At 67.3% G+C, this 16,671-nt stretch carries 14 protein-coding genes; 3 read left to right on the plus strand and 11 right to left on the minus strand.

Annotation, left to right across the window (positions count from 1 at the left end):
• Positions 1–2 precede the first annotated feature (2 nt).
• From BHE97_RS08725 to BHE97_RS08765, 9 genes are all read right to left on the minus strand, one after another.
• Positions 3–1,178 carry a sterol carrier protein gene (locus BHE97_RS08725; protein WP_087623646.1) on the minus strand — a complete coding sequence of 392 codons (1,176 nt, stop codon included), beginning with the start codon at positions 1,176–1,178 and terminating at the stop codon, positions 3–5.
• Positions 1,175–1,633 (minus strand): hypothetical protein, encoded by a 459-nt coding sequence (locus BHE97_RS08730; RefSeq protein WP_201791376.1) that lies wholly within the window; start codon positions 1,631–1,633, stop codon positions 1,175–1,177. Before BHE97_RS08730 ends, BHE97_RS08725 begins: the two co-directional genes overlap by 4 nt.
• Positions 1,626–2,234 (minus strand): MaoC family dehydratase N-terminal domain-containing protein, encoded by a 609-nt coding sequence (locus tag BHE97_RS08735; RefSeq protein ID WP_201791377.1) that lies wholly within the window; start codon positions 2,232–2,234, stop codon positions 1,626–1,628. The genes BHE97_RS08730 and BHE97_RS08735 overlap by 8 nt, the downstream gene beginning before the upstream one ends.
• Positions 2,231–4,690: a CoA transferase gene (locus tag BHE97_RS20380; protein WP_201791378.1), complete on the minus strand. Its 2,460-nt coding sequence runs from the start codon at positions 4,688–4,690 to the stop codon at positions 2,231–2,233. The genes BHE97_RS08735 and BHE97_RS20380 overlap by 4 nt, the downstream gene beginning before the upstream one ends.
• On the minus strand, positions 4,683–4,898 hold the full coding sequence (locus BHE97_RS08745) for a ferredoxin (RefSeq protein WP_087623649.1): 216 nt from the start codon (positions 4,896–4,898) through the stop codon (positions 4,683–4,685). The genes BHE97_RS20380 and BHE97_RS08745 overlap by 8 nt, the downstream gene beginning before the upstream one ends.
• 1 nt (position 4,899) lies before the next feature.
• The gene (locus BHE97_RS08750) at positions 4,900–6,102 is read right to left on the minus strand and encodes a cytochrome P450 (protein ID WP_087623650.1); all 1,203 of its coding nucleotides are present in this window, start codon (positions 6,100–6,102) and stop codon (positions 4,900–4,902) included.
• Between the two features lie 28 nt (positions 6,103–6,130).
• Positions 6,131–7,636 carry a TRAP transporter large permease gene (locus BHE97_RS08755; RefSeq protein ID WP_087623651.1) on the minus strand — a complete coding sequence of 502 codons (1,506 nt, stop codon included), beginning with the start codon at positions 7,634–7,636 and terminating at the stop codon, positions 6,131–6,133.
• Positions 7,633–8,157 carry a TRAP transporter small permease gene (locus BHE97_RS08760; RefSeq protein WP_201791380.1) on the minus strand — a complete coding sequence of 175 codons (525 nt, stop codon included), beginning with the start codon at positions 8,155–8,157 and terminating at the stop codon, positions 7,633–7,635. Before BHE97_RS08760 ends, BHE97_RS08755 begins: the two co-directional genes overlap by 4 nt.
• A 63-nt stretch (positions 8,158–8,220) precedes the next feature.
• Positions 8,221–9,510, minus strand: a complete 1,290-nt coding sequence (locus tag BHE97_RS08765) for a hypothetical protein (protein WP_201791381.1) — start codon at positions 9,508–9,510, stop codon at positions 8,221–8,223.
• Positions 9,511–9,750: 240 nt separating this feature from the next.
• Between BHE97_RS08765 and BHE97_RS08770 the strand changes: the two genes are divergently transcribed.
• Genes BHE97_RS08770 through BHE97_RS08780 form a run of 3 tightly spaced genes read left to right on the plus strand, consistent with a single transcriptional unit; the run spans position 9,751 to position 13,369 of the window.
• On the plus strand, positions 9,751–10,971 hold the full coding sequence (locus BHE97_RS08770) for an FAD-dependent oxidoreductase (protein ID WP_170931344.1): 1,221 nt from the start codon (positions 9,751–9,753) through the stop codon (positions 10,969–10,971).
• Positions 10,968–11,408, plus strand: coding sequence for an SgcJ/EcaC family oxidoreductase (locus tag BHE97_RS08775; RefSeq protein WP_087623653.1), 441 nt, complete (start codon positions 10,968–10,970; stop codon positions 11,406–11,408). The genes BHE97_RS08770 and BHE97_RS08775 overlap by 4 nt, the downstream gene beginning before the upstream one ends.
• Positions 11,405–13,369 carry an FAD-dependent oxidoreductase gene (locus BHE97_RS08780; protein WP_201791382.1) on the plus strand — a complete coding sequence of 655 codons (1,965 nt, stop codon included), beginning with the start codon at positions 11,405–11,407 and terminating at the stop codon, positions 13,367–13,369. The genes BHE97_RS08775 and BHE97_RS08780 overlap by 4 nt, the downstream gene beginning before the upstream one ends.
• Here BHE97_RS08780 and BHE97_RS08785 read toward each other — a convergent pair.
• Together BHE97_RS08785 and BHE97_RS08790 are read right to left on the minus strand one after the other, a co-directional pair.
• The gene (locus tag BHE97_RS08785) at positions 13,345–15,882 is read right to left on the minus strand and encodes a chorismate-binding protein (protein ID WP_087623655.1); all 2,538 of its coding nucleotides are present in this window, start codon (positions 15,880–15,882) and stop codon (positions 13,345–13,347) included. The two genes, BHE97_RS08780 and BHE97_RS08785, sit on opposite strands and share 25 nt — an antisense overlap.
• Entirely contained in the window at positions 15,879–16,316 is a 438-nt protein-coding gene (locus BHE97_RS08790) for a hypothetical protein (RefSeq protein WP_087623656.1), read from the minus strand. Before BHE97_RS08790 ends, BHE97_RS08785 begins: the two co-directional genes overlap by 4 nt.
• Positions 16,317–16,671: the final 355 nt, after the last annotated feature.

Raw genomic sequence — 16,671 nt, forward strand, 5'->3', positions numbered from 1 at the left:
GGTCACCGACCTTTCTGATGCGGGCTGAGGATGAGCGTGGAGTGGAAGTCGAGCACTCCACCGTTCCCGGACACCATGACGACATCGTGGCGGTCGACCTGACGTTCTCCGCCCTGACCGCGCGCCTGGATGATCGCCTCCGACAGTGGAGTCATCCCCCACATATAGAAGGACGACAACTCGCCACCGCCGGTGTTGGTGGGATGGGAGCCGCCGGGGGCCAGCGCGCCGCTCGCGACGAACTCGCCCCCCTCGCCCTTGGCACAGAAGCCGTAGTCCTCCAAGGTCACGAGGGTCGTGAAGGTGAAGCAGTCGTAGAGCTGGCGCAGGTCGACCTCGTCGATGCCGATGCCTGCCATCTTCAGGGCATCGGGACCGGACTTCGCGGCGCCGGTGACGAGTCCGAACTCACTGTCCCGGTGCTGTACGTACCCCGGGTGCGCCTGACCCCAGCCCCACACATGGACCGGAGGCTGCTTCAGGCCGGCCGCACGGTCGGCGCTCGTCACGATGATCGCGACGGCTCCGTTGCTGACCAGACAACAGTCGAGCAGCCGCAAGGGGTCGGCGATCATCCGTGAGGCATGGTGGTCCTCGAGCGTCATCGGCTCGCGCATCTGCGCCATCGGATTCATCGTGGCCCACTGCCGGGCTGCTACGGCGACGGCACCGAGTTGTTCGCTGGTCGTGCCGTAGGTCTCCATATGTCGTCTGGCCGCGACGGCATACCGCTCGGGGGCCGCCTTGAGTCCGGCGGCGAAGGGCAATGATGCTGTGCCGACCATCGCGCGCGCCTGGCCCGGATAGGCGTCCGATGAGCGCTTGCCCTCCTTCAGCGGCGCGTCGGCGTAGACACACGCGACGACATCGGCCATCCCCGCCTCGATCGCCATCGAGGCGTACTGCACCATCTGTCCGGCCGATGACCCGAAGCCCTGGATCGTCGCCAGCAGACGGGTGTCCCGCATCTGCAGGCTGGACTGCAATCGCAGGTCGGTGTCGTTCTTGACCCCCGGATTCACCAGCAGTCCGTCGATATCGGCCAATGAGAGTCCCGCATCCGCTGCGGCCGCGGTGATGGCCTCCACAGCGAACTGCGTGGCCGTCTTGCCGTAGACCTTGCCCATCTCGGTCATGCCCAGGCCGGCGATCGCCGTGCCCGTCGTCCGTTCGCTCATCCTTGCTCCTGTTCGTCGAGGGGGAAACCGAGCTCGACCACGCCGGGCCCCACCGTGACTCCCGCCGAGGTCTCACAGCGCACCTCGACCTCGACCACGCCTTCGACGCCCTCCCGGCGGACGTCGATGACCTCACCGAGCACCGACATCGTCTCCCCGACGTAGTTGAAAGACCTCATCCGGAAGCCGCGAATCGCGCGGATCCGCGCATGTGGTCCCGCCCAGTCCCGGACCAGCCGTTCCCATGAGCTCATCAGGAAGGAGGTATTGGCGTACATCTCCTTCGCTCCGGTGGACCTGGCGTACTCGCTGTTGTGGTGGATCGAGTTGAAGTCACGGTTGCTACCGGCCGCCATGACGAGTCGGTAGACCGTGAGCGGCAGGCGCACCGTGGGCAGTTGCTCACCGACGACGATCTCGTCGAACGGCCGACCGATGGTCCGGGCATCACTCACCCTGCTCTCCCTTCTGGTGCGGCACATAGGCATAGGTGCCGATCCGGATCAACCCCACGACATCCCCGCGATCGCTGATGATCTCGCTCTCCCAGGTCATGAAGGCGCCTCGCCCCACCCCGGTCTCCTTCGGCGTGCACGAGAGCAGACGCCGTCCACGACGACCGATGCGCTCCCCGGCGATCACCTCGCGATGGAAATCCACCTCGATATCGGTACCGAAGAACCCGGTGGTACGAGGACCGAGCGGCATGTCGGCATTGTTGATCGCCGTATGCACCGGCTGAGCATCGCGATCATCGCTGTCGAATAAGACCTCCCCGGGCCGCCAGGCAGCGGGGATCGTCCAGGCGATGACCCCCGTATAGGGCATCGTGACGTCTCCGAACCCTGCCCGGCGCGCGGCCTCCGGGTCGGTGTGCAGCTCGCAGTCGAACTCCAGCGGCTCCAGGTAACGGCGAATCGCCCCTGGCTCGACCGGATCGCCGCCCCAGGTCACCTCCCCGTCGGCGAAGTCACGACCGATCGCATCGATGACCGGCTGCCATTCGACCGTCCAGTCGCCCTCGATGCTCGTCGCGTCCATGGCCCGCCCGCTCATCGCAGCACTCCCTTCGTCTCCAGTTCGTCGATGGTCTCGGTGTCGTAGTCCAGGAACTCGCTCAACACGCGGCGGTTGTGCTGACCCAGCGTGGGCGCACAGGTACGGGGTCCGCCCGGGGTGTCGGTGAGCAGGACGCGTGCACCCTCCACGATGGTCATGCCGTGCAGCGGATGGGCGAGCTCGACGAGATGACGCCGATGCCGAATCTGCGGATCGCCGGGGTAGTCCTCCGGGCGCAGGGCGAGATGGACGGGGATGCCCATCTCGGAGAGGAGCGTGGCCAGCTCGTCACCGTCCTGACCGCAGGTCCAGGTGGCGATCGCCTTGTCGAGGGACTCCGCATCGCGCTGGCGGCCGTCCCGGGTCGAGTAGTCCTCGCCCGCCGGCGTCTCGACATCCAGAAGGCGGGCGAACCGCTCCCACTGCTCGTCATCTCGTACACCGATCGCGATGAACCGGTCGCCGTGCTCATCGGCCTTCACCGGATAGACACCGTGAGGTGCATGGTCAGGATCGGCGTTGCCACACCGCTCGGCGATCGTGCCGTCGAAGCCATAGTGGGCGAGTTGGGGCGAGAGGAAGTAAGCACCGGCCTCGACCTGTGACACATCGATATAACAGCCCGCACCGGTCCTCTCGCGGCGCCTCAGCGCGCTCAACAGCGCCACCAGGGCGGTCCTCGGACCGAGGTAGTCGGTATACGGGCCGAAAGGTCCCATAGGCAGCCGATCGGGCCACCCGACCAGGTGCTGGAAGCCGCTCAAGGAGGAGCCGACATTGCCGAATCCGGCGAGCTTCGCCCATCGACCTCGCTGGCCCGCGATGGAACTGCTCAGCATGACGATGCTGGGGTCGATATCGCGCAGCGATGCGTAATCGAGGCCCCAGCGACTCAGTTGTCCCGGAGAGAAGGACTCGATCACCACATCAGCCCAGCGCACCAGGTCACGGACGATGTCCCGGCCCTCGGGAGAGGCGAGGTCGAGGGTCACGCCCAGCTTGCCGGCATTGCAGTTGCCGAAGAGGGCCGATCCCTCGCGATCGGGTGAGCCGTCGTGGAAGGGCTGCATCATCCGCGCCGTCTCGACACGGGTGCTTGACTCGACCCGCACCACCGTGGCGCCGAAGTCGGCCAGGCTTCGGCCGATCAGCGGTCCGGCGACCACCCAGGACAGGTCCAGGACCTTCACACCCTCCAAGGGGGCAGTCCGAGTCCGCGTGGACCGAGCCGGCATATCGCGCGGGGTGGCACGCCAAGCGGCGAGCACCTCGTCGTGGTGCTCATCGAGTTTCGGCGCGCGACCGCGCAGAGCCGGACTCGGACCATCCGTCACCTGGGCGAAGACGGCGGGCACCTGGACCATCGTCCCCTCGATGTCGAGGGCGCCGAAGAATCCGCGTTCAGCCAGGTGGGGGCTGGTGGCGACATCGGAGACGTCGAAGATCGCCATGGACAACAGCCGGCGCTGCAACGCCTGTTCGACCACCTCGGCTTTGGTCTTGGTGGCCAGGAAGGTACGCACCGCGGCGCGCGCCTCCTCCAGATCGCTGAGGTCGAGCTCGTCCTCAGCTACCAGCCGTGGCACCTCACGCCAGTCCCACCGGGCGATGCGTTCGTCGACGGCACCTTCATCGAAGAGCCAGCCGAAGAGCCGATTGGTGAAGGCTCCGGCGGCCGCACCCATCGAGAGGTGCAGTTCGATCATCCCGTCGCGGCAGTGCCACTTCTTCAGGCTGTTGGGAGTCGCCGCGCCGCTGCCGGACTGATCGGCGCGGGCGGTCGGCTGCTGCTGCCACTCGGGATTGTCGTCGCCCACGGCATGCGCGAGGATGCGCGCCAGTGTGGCCTGGCCGACCGACACCTGGGCCGACACGTCCACGAACTGTCCCTCACCGCTGCGATCGCGCTCGATGAGGGCCAACAGGATCCCGGTGGCCGCATCGGCTGCCGCATGCAGATAGGCCTGCGGGACGCTGATGCGCAACGGGGGACGGTCGCCGTCGCGGTGTGGCGCCAACGGGCCGCCGGCCGCCCACACGGTCAGGTCGCTGGCTGCAAGTCGGGCCCGGGGGCCGTCCCATCCGAAGGCCGTGATGGCCGCCATGACACAGGCCGGTGCGAGGGCTCGCACCTCACGGGGAGTCATCGACCATCGGTCGAGTTCGTCGTGGTCCCAGGATGTCACCACGACATCGGCACGGCCTACGAGATCACGGAGCTGGTCGCGGTCTCGCTCCCGTCCCGGATCGAGGGCGATGCTCCGCTTGCCGGCGGCGAAGGAGTGCCAGGTGAAGGAGATACCCGTGTTCGGATCGATCGGCGACGCCGCGCGGGCGCTCGAACCGGAAGCGGGTTCGACCTGGACGACATCGGCGCCGAGATCGGCGAGCAGCCGCCCACACAGCAGACCCCGTTCATCGGTCAGGTCGAGGACCCGCAATCCGTCAAGCATCGGCCGGGGCCGTCGCGGTGACGACGATCGCTCCCTCAGGACAGGCATCGGTGGCTTCGTGGGCTTGATCCAGCAGGTCGGCGGGCACCTCCCAGCTGGTGCCCCGCTCTGCCACGAAGCCCTCGTCGTCGTCGCTCAACAGATCCGGCGAGACGGCATAGCAACGTCCGTGCCCCATGCACTTGGCTCCGTCGATCTCGATGAACACCTCAGACCTCCCATTCCAGCGGCAGCGTCGACAAGGTCAACTGCCCACCTCGCTCCGTCAACTCAGCACCCTCGGCGATCCGGTATTCCGGGATCCGCTCGTGCCACTGCTCCAAGACGACCTTGAGCTCCAGCCGCGCCAGGTGCATACCCAGGCAGCGATGCGGGCCGCCGCCGAAGGCCAGGTGCTGATTGGCCCCGGGGCGATCGATGATGAACTCATCGGGATCGTCGAACTTGCGAGGATCCCGATTGGCCTGGCCGATGCCGATCCACATGACATCGCCCTTCTTGAGCTGCAGGCCCTCGAACTCCTGGTCGGACTGCACCTCACGGCCCGCCTGGAAGACCAGCGGGTAGAGCCGCAGGAACTCCTCGACCGCCTTGCCGATGAGATCGGGATCGTCGACGATCTCCTGGCGATGTTCATCATGCGTGGCCAAGTGGGTGTAGATGTAACCCAGCGCCGAGCGGGTGGTGTCGAGGCCCGCGAGCATGAGGGTCAGCAGGATCGTGTGGATCTGCTCCCGCGACAGAGGCTCGTCGTCGATCCTTGCCTCGAGCAAACGCGTCACCATATCGGTCTCCGGGTCACCCGGGTTGGCGCGCCGGTCCTCCAGAGCCGTCTCGAAGTAGTCGATGATGTTCTTCTTGGCAGCTGCGGCCCGCTCGGGTTCCCCGGCGAGCATCGCGGAGAACAGCTCCTCGGACCACTCCAGGAACTGCTCCCCGTCCGAGACCGGAAGTCCCAGCAGCGCGAGGAAGAGATCGGTCGGGTACCGGATCGCGAACTCGGCGACGAAATCGCACGACCCCTTAGGTTTCAGCTCCTCGATCAGTTCGATGCACCGCTGTGTCGCCAGCGGCTCCAGCCGCCGGACAGCTGCGGGTGCGAAGAACTGGTTGAGGATCTTCCGGAGCTTGAGGTGCTCTTCGCCGTTGAGATCTTGGGGCAGCAGCGGCTCGCCGATCCCCGGGCGCAGGGCGCTGCGTACCGCGGTGGTCCAGTTCTGGTGCTGCTGGAAGCCCGCCTGCACGTCCTCATAGCGCTGCAACATGAAGAAGCCACGCTCGGTCGAGTCGTTGAAGAGGAAGCGTTCCTTCTCGCGATCGGCATTGAGCAGCGCATAGTGCTCGTAGATCGGGGTCGTCTGGGTGTAATCGGTGTGTGTGACCGGGCACCCCCGGTGGGTCGTTTCAGTCATGTTGACTCTCCTTCGTCAAAGTCGCGTTTTATCCGCCGCTCGCCATGCCCGGCAACCAGGTGGCGATCTCGGGGAAGAAAATCAGCACCACGGTGACGACCAGTGCCATGGGCAGGAACCACAACGTCGCCGCGAACACGTCATTCAGGGTGATCGAATGGCCCTGGTTGACCTCGGGCTCACGGGTGATGGAGTGGATGATGAATGCCAGGATGCCGACGGGCGGCGTGACGACCGCGATCTCGGCCATGAAGACGGCGAACACGCCATACCACAGCAGCGAGATGTCGAGGACCTCCAGCGTGGGGATCAGGATCGGGATGGTGAGGACCATCATCGCCAGTGGCTCCATGAAGGTGCCGAGGAGGATGTAGACCGCCATCATCAGCAGCAGGAAGGTCACCCGGTTGAGGTTCATGGACTGAACGACCTCGGCGAATCCGTCACTGATACCCGTCAAGGTGAACATGCGTGACAGAGCGGCGACACCGACGAGCATGAAGAAGATGGCGCCCACGCTGCTCACCGCACCCGTGGCCGCGTCCGCGATCGCGCGCAGCGGACCGGTGTTTCGGCGCCAGATGATCGCGACGACCAGTGACAGCAGCGCGGCCACCGCGCCCGCCTCGGTGGCGGTGAACACACCGGAGAACATGCCGAAGACGATGACCGCGATCAGCACCGGCACGGGCCAGATACCCGCGAGGGTCCGCCATCGACTGAGCATCGGGCGAGGCTCGGTCACCACGACAGCATCGGGCTCCGCTGTAGCCCACCGGCTCGCGAAGATCATCAACATGATCGTGAACATCACCGCGACGAGGATGCCCGGTCCGACGCCCGCCAAGAGCTGCGGACCTACCGGCACCTCGGCGATACCGGCGTAGATGACCAGCAGAATGCTCGGCGGGATGAGTTGACCGGGCAGACCGGCGACGACCACCGAGCCGATGGCCAATCGCTTGTCGTAGCCGGCTTTGAGCATCTCGGGAATCCCGATGCGGGCGAGTGCATAGGTCGTGCCCACGGTGGAACCGCTTACTGCGGCCAGACCCGCTCCGGCGAGATTCGTCCCGACTGCGAGTCCACCGGGAAGCCGGCCCAGGAAGAGCCTGGCCGCATCGTAGATGCTCTCGGTCAGACCCGCGCGCCACAGCAGCAGGCCCATCAAGATGAACATCGGTACGACGCTCAGCGACCAGCTCGCGACCTCCCCGTACGGCAGGGTCGTCATGGTGCTCTCCACGAGGGCGCCACCACGAAGGGCGAACATCCCCAGCATGGCCGGGATCAGCAGGGCCATCGCGACCGGCACACGCAAGAAGATGAGGCACAGCATCATGACGATGGCCATGCCACCGATCGCCTCGGGCACCAGCGGCAGGAACATCCCGATCGTGCTCAGGACGAGGAGGCCCATCGTGATGGTGAAGACGACCCACGATCGGCGACTGGAGATCGCCGGCGGGGGAGGCTGGGTTATCCCCGGCCCTCGGCTATCGGGGCCCTGGATCGGGTCGAGGTCGACGCTCATGACGCACTCCCGTGTGCTTCGGCCGCTTCCTCATCCCGGAGAACGGCCCGGGCGGCGGCGAGGTAGAACTGGATGGTCAGCGAGCCGAAGGCGATGGGCGCCAGGAAATACGGCGGCCAAGCCGGCATGTCGCTCACACCGGCGGTCCGCCGGATCTCGAAGGAGTGCAGCGCCTCCTGCAGGCCGAACCAGGCGAATCCCGCGCACACGGTGCCGACCACGACAGCCGAGACGGCTCGCACCCACCGCTTGGTGACCTGCGGGAGCATCTCGTAGATGAGGTCCGCACTGACATGCTGTCCGCGTCGTTGCGCGGCGATGAAGCCCAGGAAGGCGATGACCGGGAGGTACCAGTACTGGGTGATCTCCAGGGTGTTCGACAAGGGCGCGGACCAGAAGGCCCGCATGATGGCATTCAGCGAGATGTGCACCATCATCGCGAAGGTCAAGACGACAGCGGGGACCTCGATGAATAGATCGAGGTTGAGACGACGCGGACGCGCGTCGATGGACAGACTCATCACCCTACTCCTCGGTGAGGGGGGCGGATGGTCGCCGACCTCGTCGGCGACCATCCGCACCGATCATGATGGACGGTGCTCCGCGAACGTGTCGTCGAGAAGCTTCTGCAGGAACGGCTCGATGTCGACCGCATCCTCGCTGTACCAGGTGCTGAAGTCCTCGTAACCGACCTCGTCGGTGTAACCGAGCTCCTCGCTCACGATCTCCAGCCACTCATCGGCGGCCTCCTGCACGCGCTCGATGAATCCGTCACCATCGTCGAGGGCGGGCGAGTCGCTCACCTGGTCGAGGAGATCCTCGTTCGCGGCCCGCAAGGACTCACGTGCTTCCTCGTCGAAGGTCGCGAAGGATCCGCCGGCCTCGATGATGGCTCCCACTCCCTCGACCGTGTTGGGCCAGATCTTCCCGGTGATGTTCTCGCCGACGAAGACGCCGAGGCGATCCCAGAAGAGCTGCTGCGCCACGAGGGGAAGAGTCTCCCAGGTCGCCTTGCTGAAGGCCATGCCGCCCGGGCCGGGGGAGAAACTGGCTTCGTCGTCGAAGACCGCATAGGGCACCGCCGGCAGGAACCCGCCCAGCACTGCCACCGTCAGCGTGGCGCTCGCGCATCCCACGACTCCGCGCTCGAGGCTCTCATAGAGCTCGGTATAGGCGACCGACACCGGCGACCCGTCGAGGCCTTCGATCTGCTTGCTATTCGCCGAGCCAGTGGCGCTGACGGTCTGCCCGGAGATCTCTGCCTTGGTCGTCCTCGGCTGACTGCAGAAGAAGCCCTGAGCACCGGAGTTGTAGACCGGCACGAGGGGGACCAAGCCGTGATCGTCCCACTCCTGCATGATCTCCGGGGTGTTGAAGGCGACCTCGTTCGGCCAGGCATTCGACTGCAGGGCACCCACCACAGGGCTCTGCTTGGAGAGGAAACCGGTCTCGATCAAAGCCACGGTCGCTGGATACTCCGAGGGCTCGTAGATCGGCAGCACCTGACCGAGATCCAGGCGGCCGTCGTTCAGCGCGTCGTCGATCTCGGCAGGTTCTGCCACCGCATTCGCGTAGGCGATGTCGAAGGTGATCTTCCCCCCGGACCACTCCTCGACCGATGCCAGATAGTCCTCGACATTCTTTCCGGTGATCGAGCCCTTCGGCGCCGGCGACTGGGTGCGGATCGTGATCGGATCGACGTCCTCGAAAGCGGCGATGTAGTCCTCCTTCGATGCACCGGGCTCGATTCCGTCACCTCCGGCCGAGCCGCCGCTTCCTCCTTGCTCAGCGCAGGCGCTGAGCGTGACCACGCTGGCAGCTGCGAGCGTGGCGAAGAGGCGCTTGGACCTTCGAGTTGTACGCATAGCGATCATGTCGTCTCCGTTAGTTATCGGCATCTGGGCCGTGACCTGCATCTCGTGACCCCCATCACAGGACATGCATATCATTCGCCTAGATTCGCTGACAGTCAAGTTTCTCGACGAAAGTTCCTCCGAAGCGGGCGTGATCCTCGCCGGCGGCACCCTGCCGACCAACCGATCACGGCTTCGTATTGCTGATAATGAAATGTACCATCTAGAGTGATGCGGGACACATGCCACCAGGAGGATGCCGTGAACGCCCATACCGTGATCGTCGGAGGCGGGATCTCCTCGATCCGTCTCGCCGAGCGGCTTCGCCGAGCAGGCGACGAAGACCCCATCACGATCGTCTCGGAGGAGACCGGCCTCGTCTACGACCGACCGCCACTGTCGAAGAGCGTGCTGCTCGACACCGAGCCGAAGAGACCTGACCTGACAACTGCCGCGGCCCTGGAAGACCTCGCCGTGCGCGTCATCGACGGACGCCGCGCCGTAAGGCTCGATCGAGCCCACCGACACGTCGAGCTCGAAAGCGGCGAGAGACTCCCCTATGAGGACCTCGTGATCGCGACCGGTTCGCGACCCCGCCGACTACCCGTGCTCGACGGTGTCAACCCCCACTACCTGCGTACCTGGACCGATGCGCTGGCCCTGCGCAAGGCCGTGCGCGGCGCCGCCCGGGTCGGCATCGTCGGCGCAGGCGTCCTCGGCCTCGAGATCGCGGCGACCAGCCGCGCGCTGGGCTGCGAGGTCGTCGTCATCGACACCGCACCGCGCGTCCTCGCCCGGCTCGGCGGCCAAGATCTCAGCGACCCCGTCCTCGCGCTACACCGCGACCACGGGGTGCGATTCCATCTCGACACCGGCATCGAGGCGGCGTCCAGGGATGCCAATGGGGCTATCACGCTACGGCTCACCGACGGCACCGAGCGCGCAGTCGACGTGCTCGTCGTGGCTGCCGGCGCCGTTCCGGTCACAGACTGGTTGGAGAACAGCGGGCTCGCCGGTCACGACGGCGTGGAGACCGACGGCGGCTGCCGCACCATCGACGATCGTGTCTACGCGATCGGCGATGTCGCCCGTGTCGAACGTCACCCCGGCCGACACCAGCGCCTCGAACATTGGACCAATGCGAGCGACACCGCCACAATCGCCGCTCGCAATATCCTGGCTCGGCGACGCGGAGAGGACCTGAGCACACTCACGGAGTTGCCCTATGTCTGGAGCGACCAGTACGACGTGAAACTCCAGATCCTCGGCCGTCTCGATGCCGACAGCCGGCTGCTCCCGGCGGTCGATGACCCCGAGACGGGGCGTTGGCTGCGTCTGGCGGCCCGGGGCCAGGAGGTCACCGGGGTCGTCGGCTGGAACATGCCCGCCGCGGTCAACCGCTGCCGAGCGGCGCTCATGGCCGCTACCCCCGTCCACGAACTGTTGGAGACCGCACCCTGGGAGAGGAAGATCCGAGGATGACCGACGACCTGCACGCCCGCATCGACCGGCTCGAACGACACGAGCTCGCCCGCTCGATGGCCGCCGCCTATGCGGTGACCGTCGACGAGGGCGACCCCGCCCGGATCGCGGCGCTGTTCGCACCCGATGGCACCCTGACCATCCCCAGCGGCACCTTGCAGGGGCGTGAGGAGATCGCCGCGTTCTATGCCGAACGGGTGGCTGATGCCGATCGACGGCACTTCGTCACCAATGTCGCGACCCACGCGACCGACTCCGCGACGACCATCAGCGTCAGCGCGTATTTCCTCTACACGAGCCGCGAGCCGGACCGCTCAGCACTCGGCTGGGGACGCTACGACGATCTCATCGACGCCTCCAGGACCACACCCTTGTTGCTCGCCAAGACGATCACACCAGCGGTCTTCACCGATCTCGAGGAGGGTTGGCCCTCGTGACTGAGGTCTTCGCGCGGCTGTTCAGCCCCCTGACGGTGGGTCGGACAAGGTTGAAGAATCGGGTGGTGCTGACCCCTCACGCCCACGTCGTCAGCTCGCTCTGGGGCACGGAGGACGATGCCCGCGGCCATATCGCCTATTGGCGGGCCAGGACAGACGCCGCCTGGATCGACGGGGTATCGGCACATGTCCGCAACCGAGTTCCCCCCGGTTTCGAGCCCAGTGGGATCGGCGCACAGATCCCCGGCCACTTCAGGACCCCGTTCTTCATGGATCGTGTCGGCGAGCTCGCTGAGACGGTGCATGCGGATGGCACGATCCTGACCGTACAGATGATCCTGCAAGGCGGAATGCCCCATGGTCCATCAGCAGGACTCAGCGGCCCCACAACCCACCTCGTGTCCCATCCGATGACACCTGCCGATATCGGCTACTTCGTGGAGGAGTACGCCTTCAGCGCGTCCCAGGCGATCGCCGCCGGTGCCGACGGCGTCGAACTGCACCTGAACCACGACGACATGCTCGAGTGGTTCATCTCCCCGCTCACGAATCACCGGACCGACGAGTTCGGCGGGTCGATGGCCGGCAGACTCGAGTTCCCCCGTCGCATCATCGACGCGATCCGGGCCGCGATCGGACCCAAGCCGCTCGTCGGCATCCGCTTCACTCTGCGCGAGGACGAGCCAGGTGGTTATCAGGAGGAGCACGGTGCTCATCTCGTGAGCGAGCTCGAACGGCTGACCGCCATCGACTATGTGAGCGTCACCTGGGGAAGCCCCTGGGGAAATCCGAGCTACATCCAAGCCCAGCAGCACCCACCCGCTCCTGGGGCGGTCTTCACCGGAGCATTGCGAGCCGCGACGCGGTTGCCGATCGTTTACACGGGTCGCGTGAACAGTCCCCAGGTCGCCGAGCGGGTCTTGGCAGATGGGCACGCGGACCTGGTCGGAATGGCGCGAGCGATCCTCGCCGATCCCGAGCTGCTCTCCAAGGCCCGCGAAGGACGCGCCAACGAGATCCGGCCCTGCGTGGCCGGCAATGAGTGCATCAACCGACGGGTGGTGGAGAACCTCCCCTTCTCGTGTGCGGTCAACCCCGTCGCGGCCCGCGAGCATCACCCCCTTCCCTCGCCGGCGGCCTCTCCGCGGCGCATCCTGGTGGTCGGCGGCGGACCGGCAGGCCTCGAGGTCGCCGCCCGAGCAGCCGGCCGAGGACATGACGTCGAGTTGTGGGAGAGCAACCCTCATCTGGGCGGACAGCTCGCCGTGGCCGCACGCGCCCCCGGGCACGAGGACTATCGTCGCTACCTGCGCTGGCACGCCGACGAGGCGAGACGCCGTGGCGTCCGCATTCACACCGAGCGCGCCGGCGAGCCCGACGGCGTACTCGCCTACGGAGCCGACACTGTGGTGATCGCGACGGGCGCGACGCCGCGGCGCCCGACGGTGCCGGGCTTCGACCTCCCCGGTGTCGTGCTCTCGACCGATGTGCTTGAGGGAACCGCAACGCTGCCCGACGGGCCGGTGCTCGTGGTCGCCGAGGACGATCATCTGCCGCCGCTGGCCGTGGCGGATCATCTCGCTAACGTGCTCGGCCACGATGCCACCCTGGTGGTCTCCACCTCGGGGCCAGCTCCGCTGCTCAGCCGCTACTCGCTCGGCAGCGCACTGGCCCGTCTCGACGAAGGCGGGGTACGTCTCCTCAGCGACCGTGCCGTCACCGGGGTCGAAAGCACACCCGAGGGGCTCCAGGTCATCGGTCGGCACGTCTACTCCGGACGCGAACGATCGCTCGGCACCTTCGCCGCGGTGGTACTGTCCTGCGGCGCGGTGCCGCGAACAGGTCTCGCCTCTGCCCTCGAAGGACGGCACCCAGATGTCCACGTGCTGGGCGACGCGTTCGCGCCCCGACGTCTCGTATGGGCGACGCGTCAGGCCTATGACTTGGCTCTGATGCTCTGACGCAGGAAACCGGCGAGCAGCGCGTGGCCGTGGCTTGTCAGGATGGACTCGGGGTGGAACTGCACGCCCTCGACCCCGAGCCTGGCATGGCGCAGGCCCATGACGATGCCGCTCGCCGTGCGGGCGGTGACCTCGACGTCATCCGGCAGGCCCTCGACGACGAGGGAGTGATAGCGCGCCGCCGCGAAGGGCGTTGGCAGCCCAGCGAGCACGCCGGCCCCCTCGTGATGCACGAGCGTGGGATGTCCATGGACCGGTTCGGCCCGTCGCACCCGCCCGCCGAGGAACTCTCCGATCACCTGATGGCCGAGACAGACACCGAGCACCGGCAGGCCTGCCGCGACCGCCACCTCGACCGCCGCACGGCTCGTCCTCGCCTCCGACGGAGCACCCGGGCCCGGGGAGAGGAGCAGGTGTGTGAAGCCGGAGATCTCGGGCAGCGGCGCGGTGGAGCGCACCACCGTGGCCTCGGCGCCGAGCTCGCGCGCGTACTGGACCAGGTTGAACACGAAGGAGTCCTCGTTGTCGACCACCAGGAGCCGGACGCCTTCGACTCGGCCTACGGGCACCGGTTCCGGCTCCGGCTCCCGTAGGCACCGCGTCACCGGACCCGGCACCGGCCATCGAGTGACACCGCCGATTGAGGAGACCGGGACGATACCGCGCAGTGCGTTGACAGCGAAGGCCTCGGACGCCTGGCCGAGCTCGGGCAACCGCATCGGCCGCTCGCGGATGGGGAGACCGCGCCGGCGAACCGCGTCGATCACGGTCTCGCGTGCGGTGCCCGGCAGGATTCGTCCATCGAGGGGCGGCGTGTGGACGCCGTCGTCGAAGACCGCGAAGAACGACGCCCGGTCGGTCTCGAGCACCTCGTCATTCACCCCGACGAGCAGCGCGGGATGGTCCGGGAGCGCACTGCGGTCGATCCACTTGTGGGCGCCGAGGCCTCCGGGCAAATGATGCACGTCGAGCGCCCACGACTCGGGTGCCGGGTCCAGTGCGGTGAAGGTGGCGTCGACACGTCCGTCCGGGCGGAGCTCGACCCGAAGCCGTCCTGTACCTGTGGACTCCCCCGAGGCAGTGAGAGCAGCCCGACGGATCTCGGTGTCGGCCTCGATCCCGTAGAGCTCGCGACCGCTCGCACCCAGTCGGACGATGTGCTCGGCCAACCGCTCCGGCCGGCCGTCCTCCACTAGGACGGTGGTGAAGACCCCCTGGGACGGATCGGCCGCCGACGGATACTCGAGGGGTGCCGGCAGGGCACCGTTCTGGGCAGGGCGGTCCGGCAGCGCGACTCCGAAGGCCTCCGCGATCGGCGCGACCTTGTCGAAGCACTCGGCGACCTCCGACATCGGATCACTCGCCGCGACGATGCCGCCACCGGCACCGATCCAGGCCGTTCCGTCGGCCGCCACCTCCAAGGTCCGGATGGTGACATTGAGTTCCAGGCCGCGGCACGGGCTCACATATCCCATGGCCCCGGTGTATGCCTCGCGGGCGGTGGTCTCCAGCTCACCGGCGAGGAGCTGCATGGCGCGGATCTTAGGGGCTCCCGTCACCGACCCCGGCGGGAAGGTCGCCCGCAACAGAGCGGAATCCGGTGCGGCCACCCGCGCCGTGACATCGGAGACCAGGTGCCAGACGGCGTGGCGCTCCAGCCGGGTCAGGGCGGGCACCTCGACACTGCCGGGCCGCGCCACGCGGCCCAGGTCATTGCGCATGAGGTCGACGATCATCACATTCTCCGCGTGATCCTTCGACGATCCGGTCAACCGGCGAGGGTCGGCCGTGAGCGGGGCGGTCCCCTTGATGGGGGATGTCCGCACCTGTTCCGCCTCGCGCCGCAGGAACAGCTCCGGTGACCAGCTGGCGATCGCCCCCTCGTCATCCGCGACGAAGGCCGCATACGCGGGATTCAGCTGTTCGACCCCGTGGCAGAAGGCATCGAGTGCTTCTCCGTGCAGGCGCGTTTCGAACCGGCCGCAGACATTGGCCTGGAAGATGTCACCGGCCTCGATGTGCTCGATGGCCCGTCGGACCGCCGCGGCGTGCTCCTCCACGCCGGGTGAGAAGCGCAGCGGCTCCAGAGCCGGTGCGCGTGCTTCCGACGGAGAGGCCAGGCCCTCACGCAAGGCCTCGATCCGGCACCGGGGTGTTCCGGCAAGCCATTCGAGCCACCACTGTCCGTCGACACGCCGGACCACCACGTCATAGAAACCCACGCGCAGAGCCGGCTGAGGCGCTGGCCGCGGCGGTTCTGGGACGTCTCCGGCCAGCCGGTAGCCCCACGAGCCGATCCAGCCACCACCGAAGTGAGAGTCCGGCGTGGGGGCGAGGTCGACCGCATCCCAGTCACGCAGCTCGCGGACCGGATCGGCGGAGATCACCGCCTCGCCGGCGGACCATCCCGAGCCGATGAGCGCCACGACCCGGGGCCGTCCCCGCAAGCGACGGAGCAGCTGAGTGGGCGAGTCGTCGAGCGAGAGGCGCTCGCGCTCGACGACCGTGCTCACGACGGGGGCGTGTCGTCGATGACCTGCGCGCCGAGATGCTCGGCGAGCAGCGCCTCGGCATCGGCCGAGCTGCCGTCGAGGATCGGATCGTCGGGATCGACCCCGGCATCGGGGTCCTCGGCGGCCTGTCGCGGCGCCGGGCCGGCACGCAGCGCCTCCCGGACCGACTCCGGTACGGCCGACGGGGGCGGCGAGGGAGGCGTCGGCTGAGCGGGGGTGCTCCGCGAGGGCTCTCCGCCACCGGGGCCGGGCTGCGCCGAGGGATCGACGATCGCCTCGATCCGCCAGTCGACACCGAGGACATCGGCGAGGGCCTGGGCGACGATGCGATCCGAGCCGCTGTTCACGAAGGAGTCGCGGGCTCCGGCGTTGACGAGGGCGATGGTCAAGGTGGAGCCGTCGACACCCGTGACCTGAGCGTTCTGGCTGAGCATCACCCAGGTGAACCGGCGCAGGTTCTGGATGCGATCGAGGATCTGGGGCCACAGCCGCCGGACATCGGCGATCGCGAGCGCCCCGGGCGCAGGCTCCGGCTCGGGAGCCGGCCGGGGAGGAGGTGCGTCATCAACCTCATCGGGTGTCGGTGAGGTTGATGGACTACCGCCACCAGCGGGCTGCGACGGAGTCGCGGGTGCCTGCGGCCCTGGAGGTGCCTCAGCAACCTTTTCCGGCTCCGATGACGTTGATGGACTACCGCCACCGGCGGGCGGCTGCGACAGGGTCGCGGGTGCCTGCGGCGCGGACGGGCGGGAAGGGGGGACACACCACATACACCTCCCCGCGCCCCCA

It is taken from the genome of Aeromicrobium sp. PE09-221, assembly GCF_002174305.1.
Classification (GTDB): Bacteria; Actinomycetota; Actinomycetes; order Propionibacteriales; family Nocardioidaceae; genus Aeromicrobium.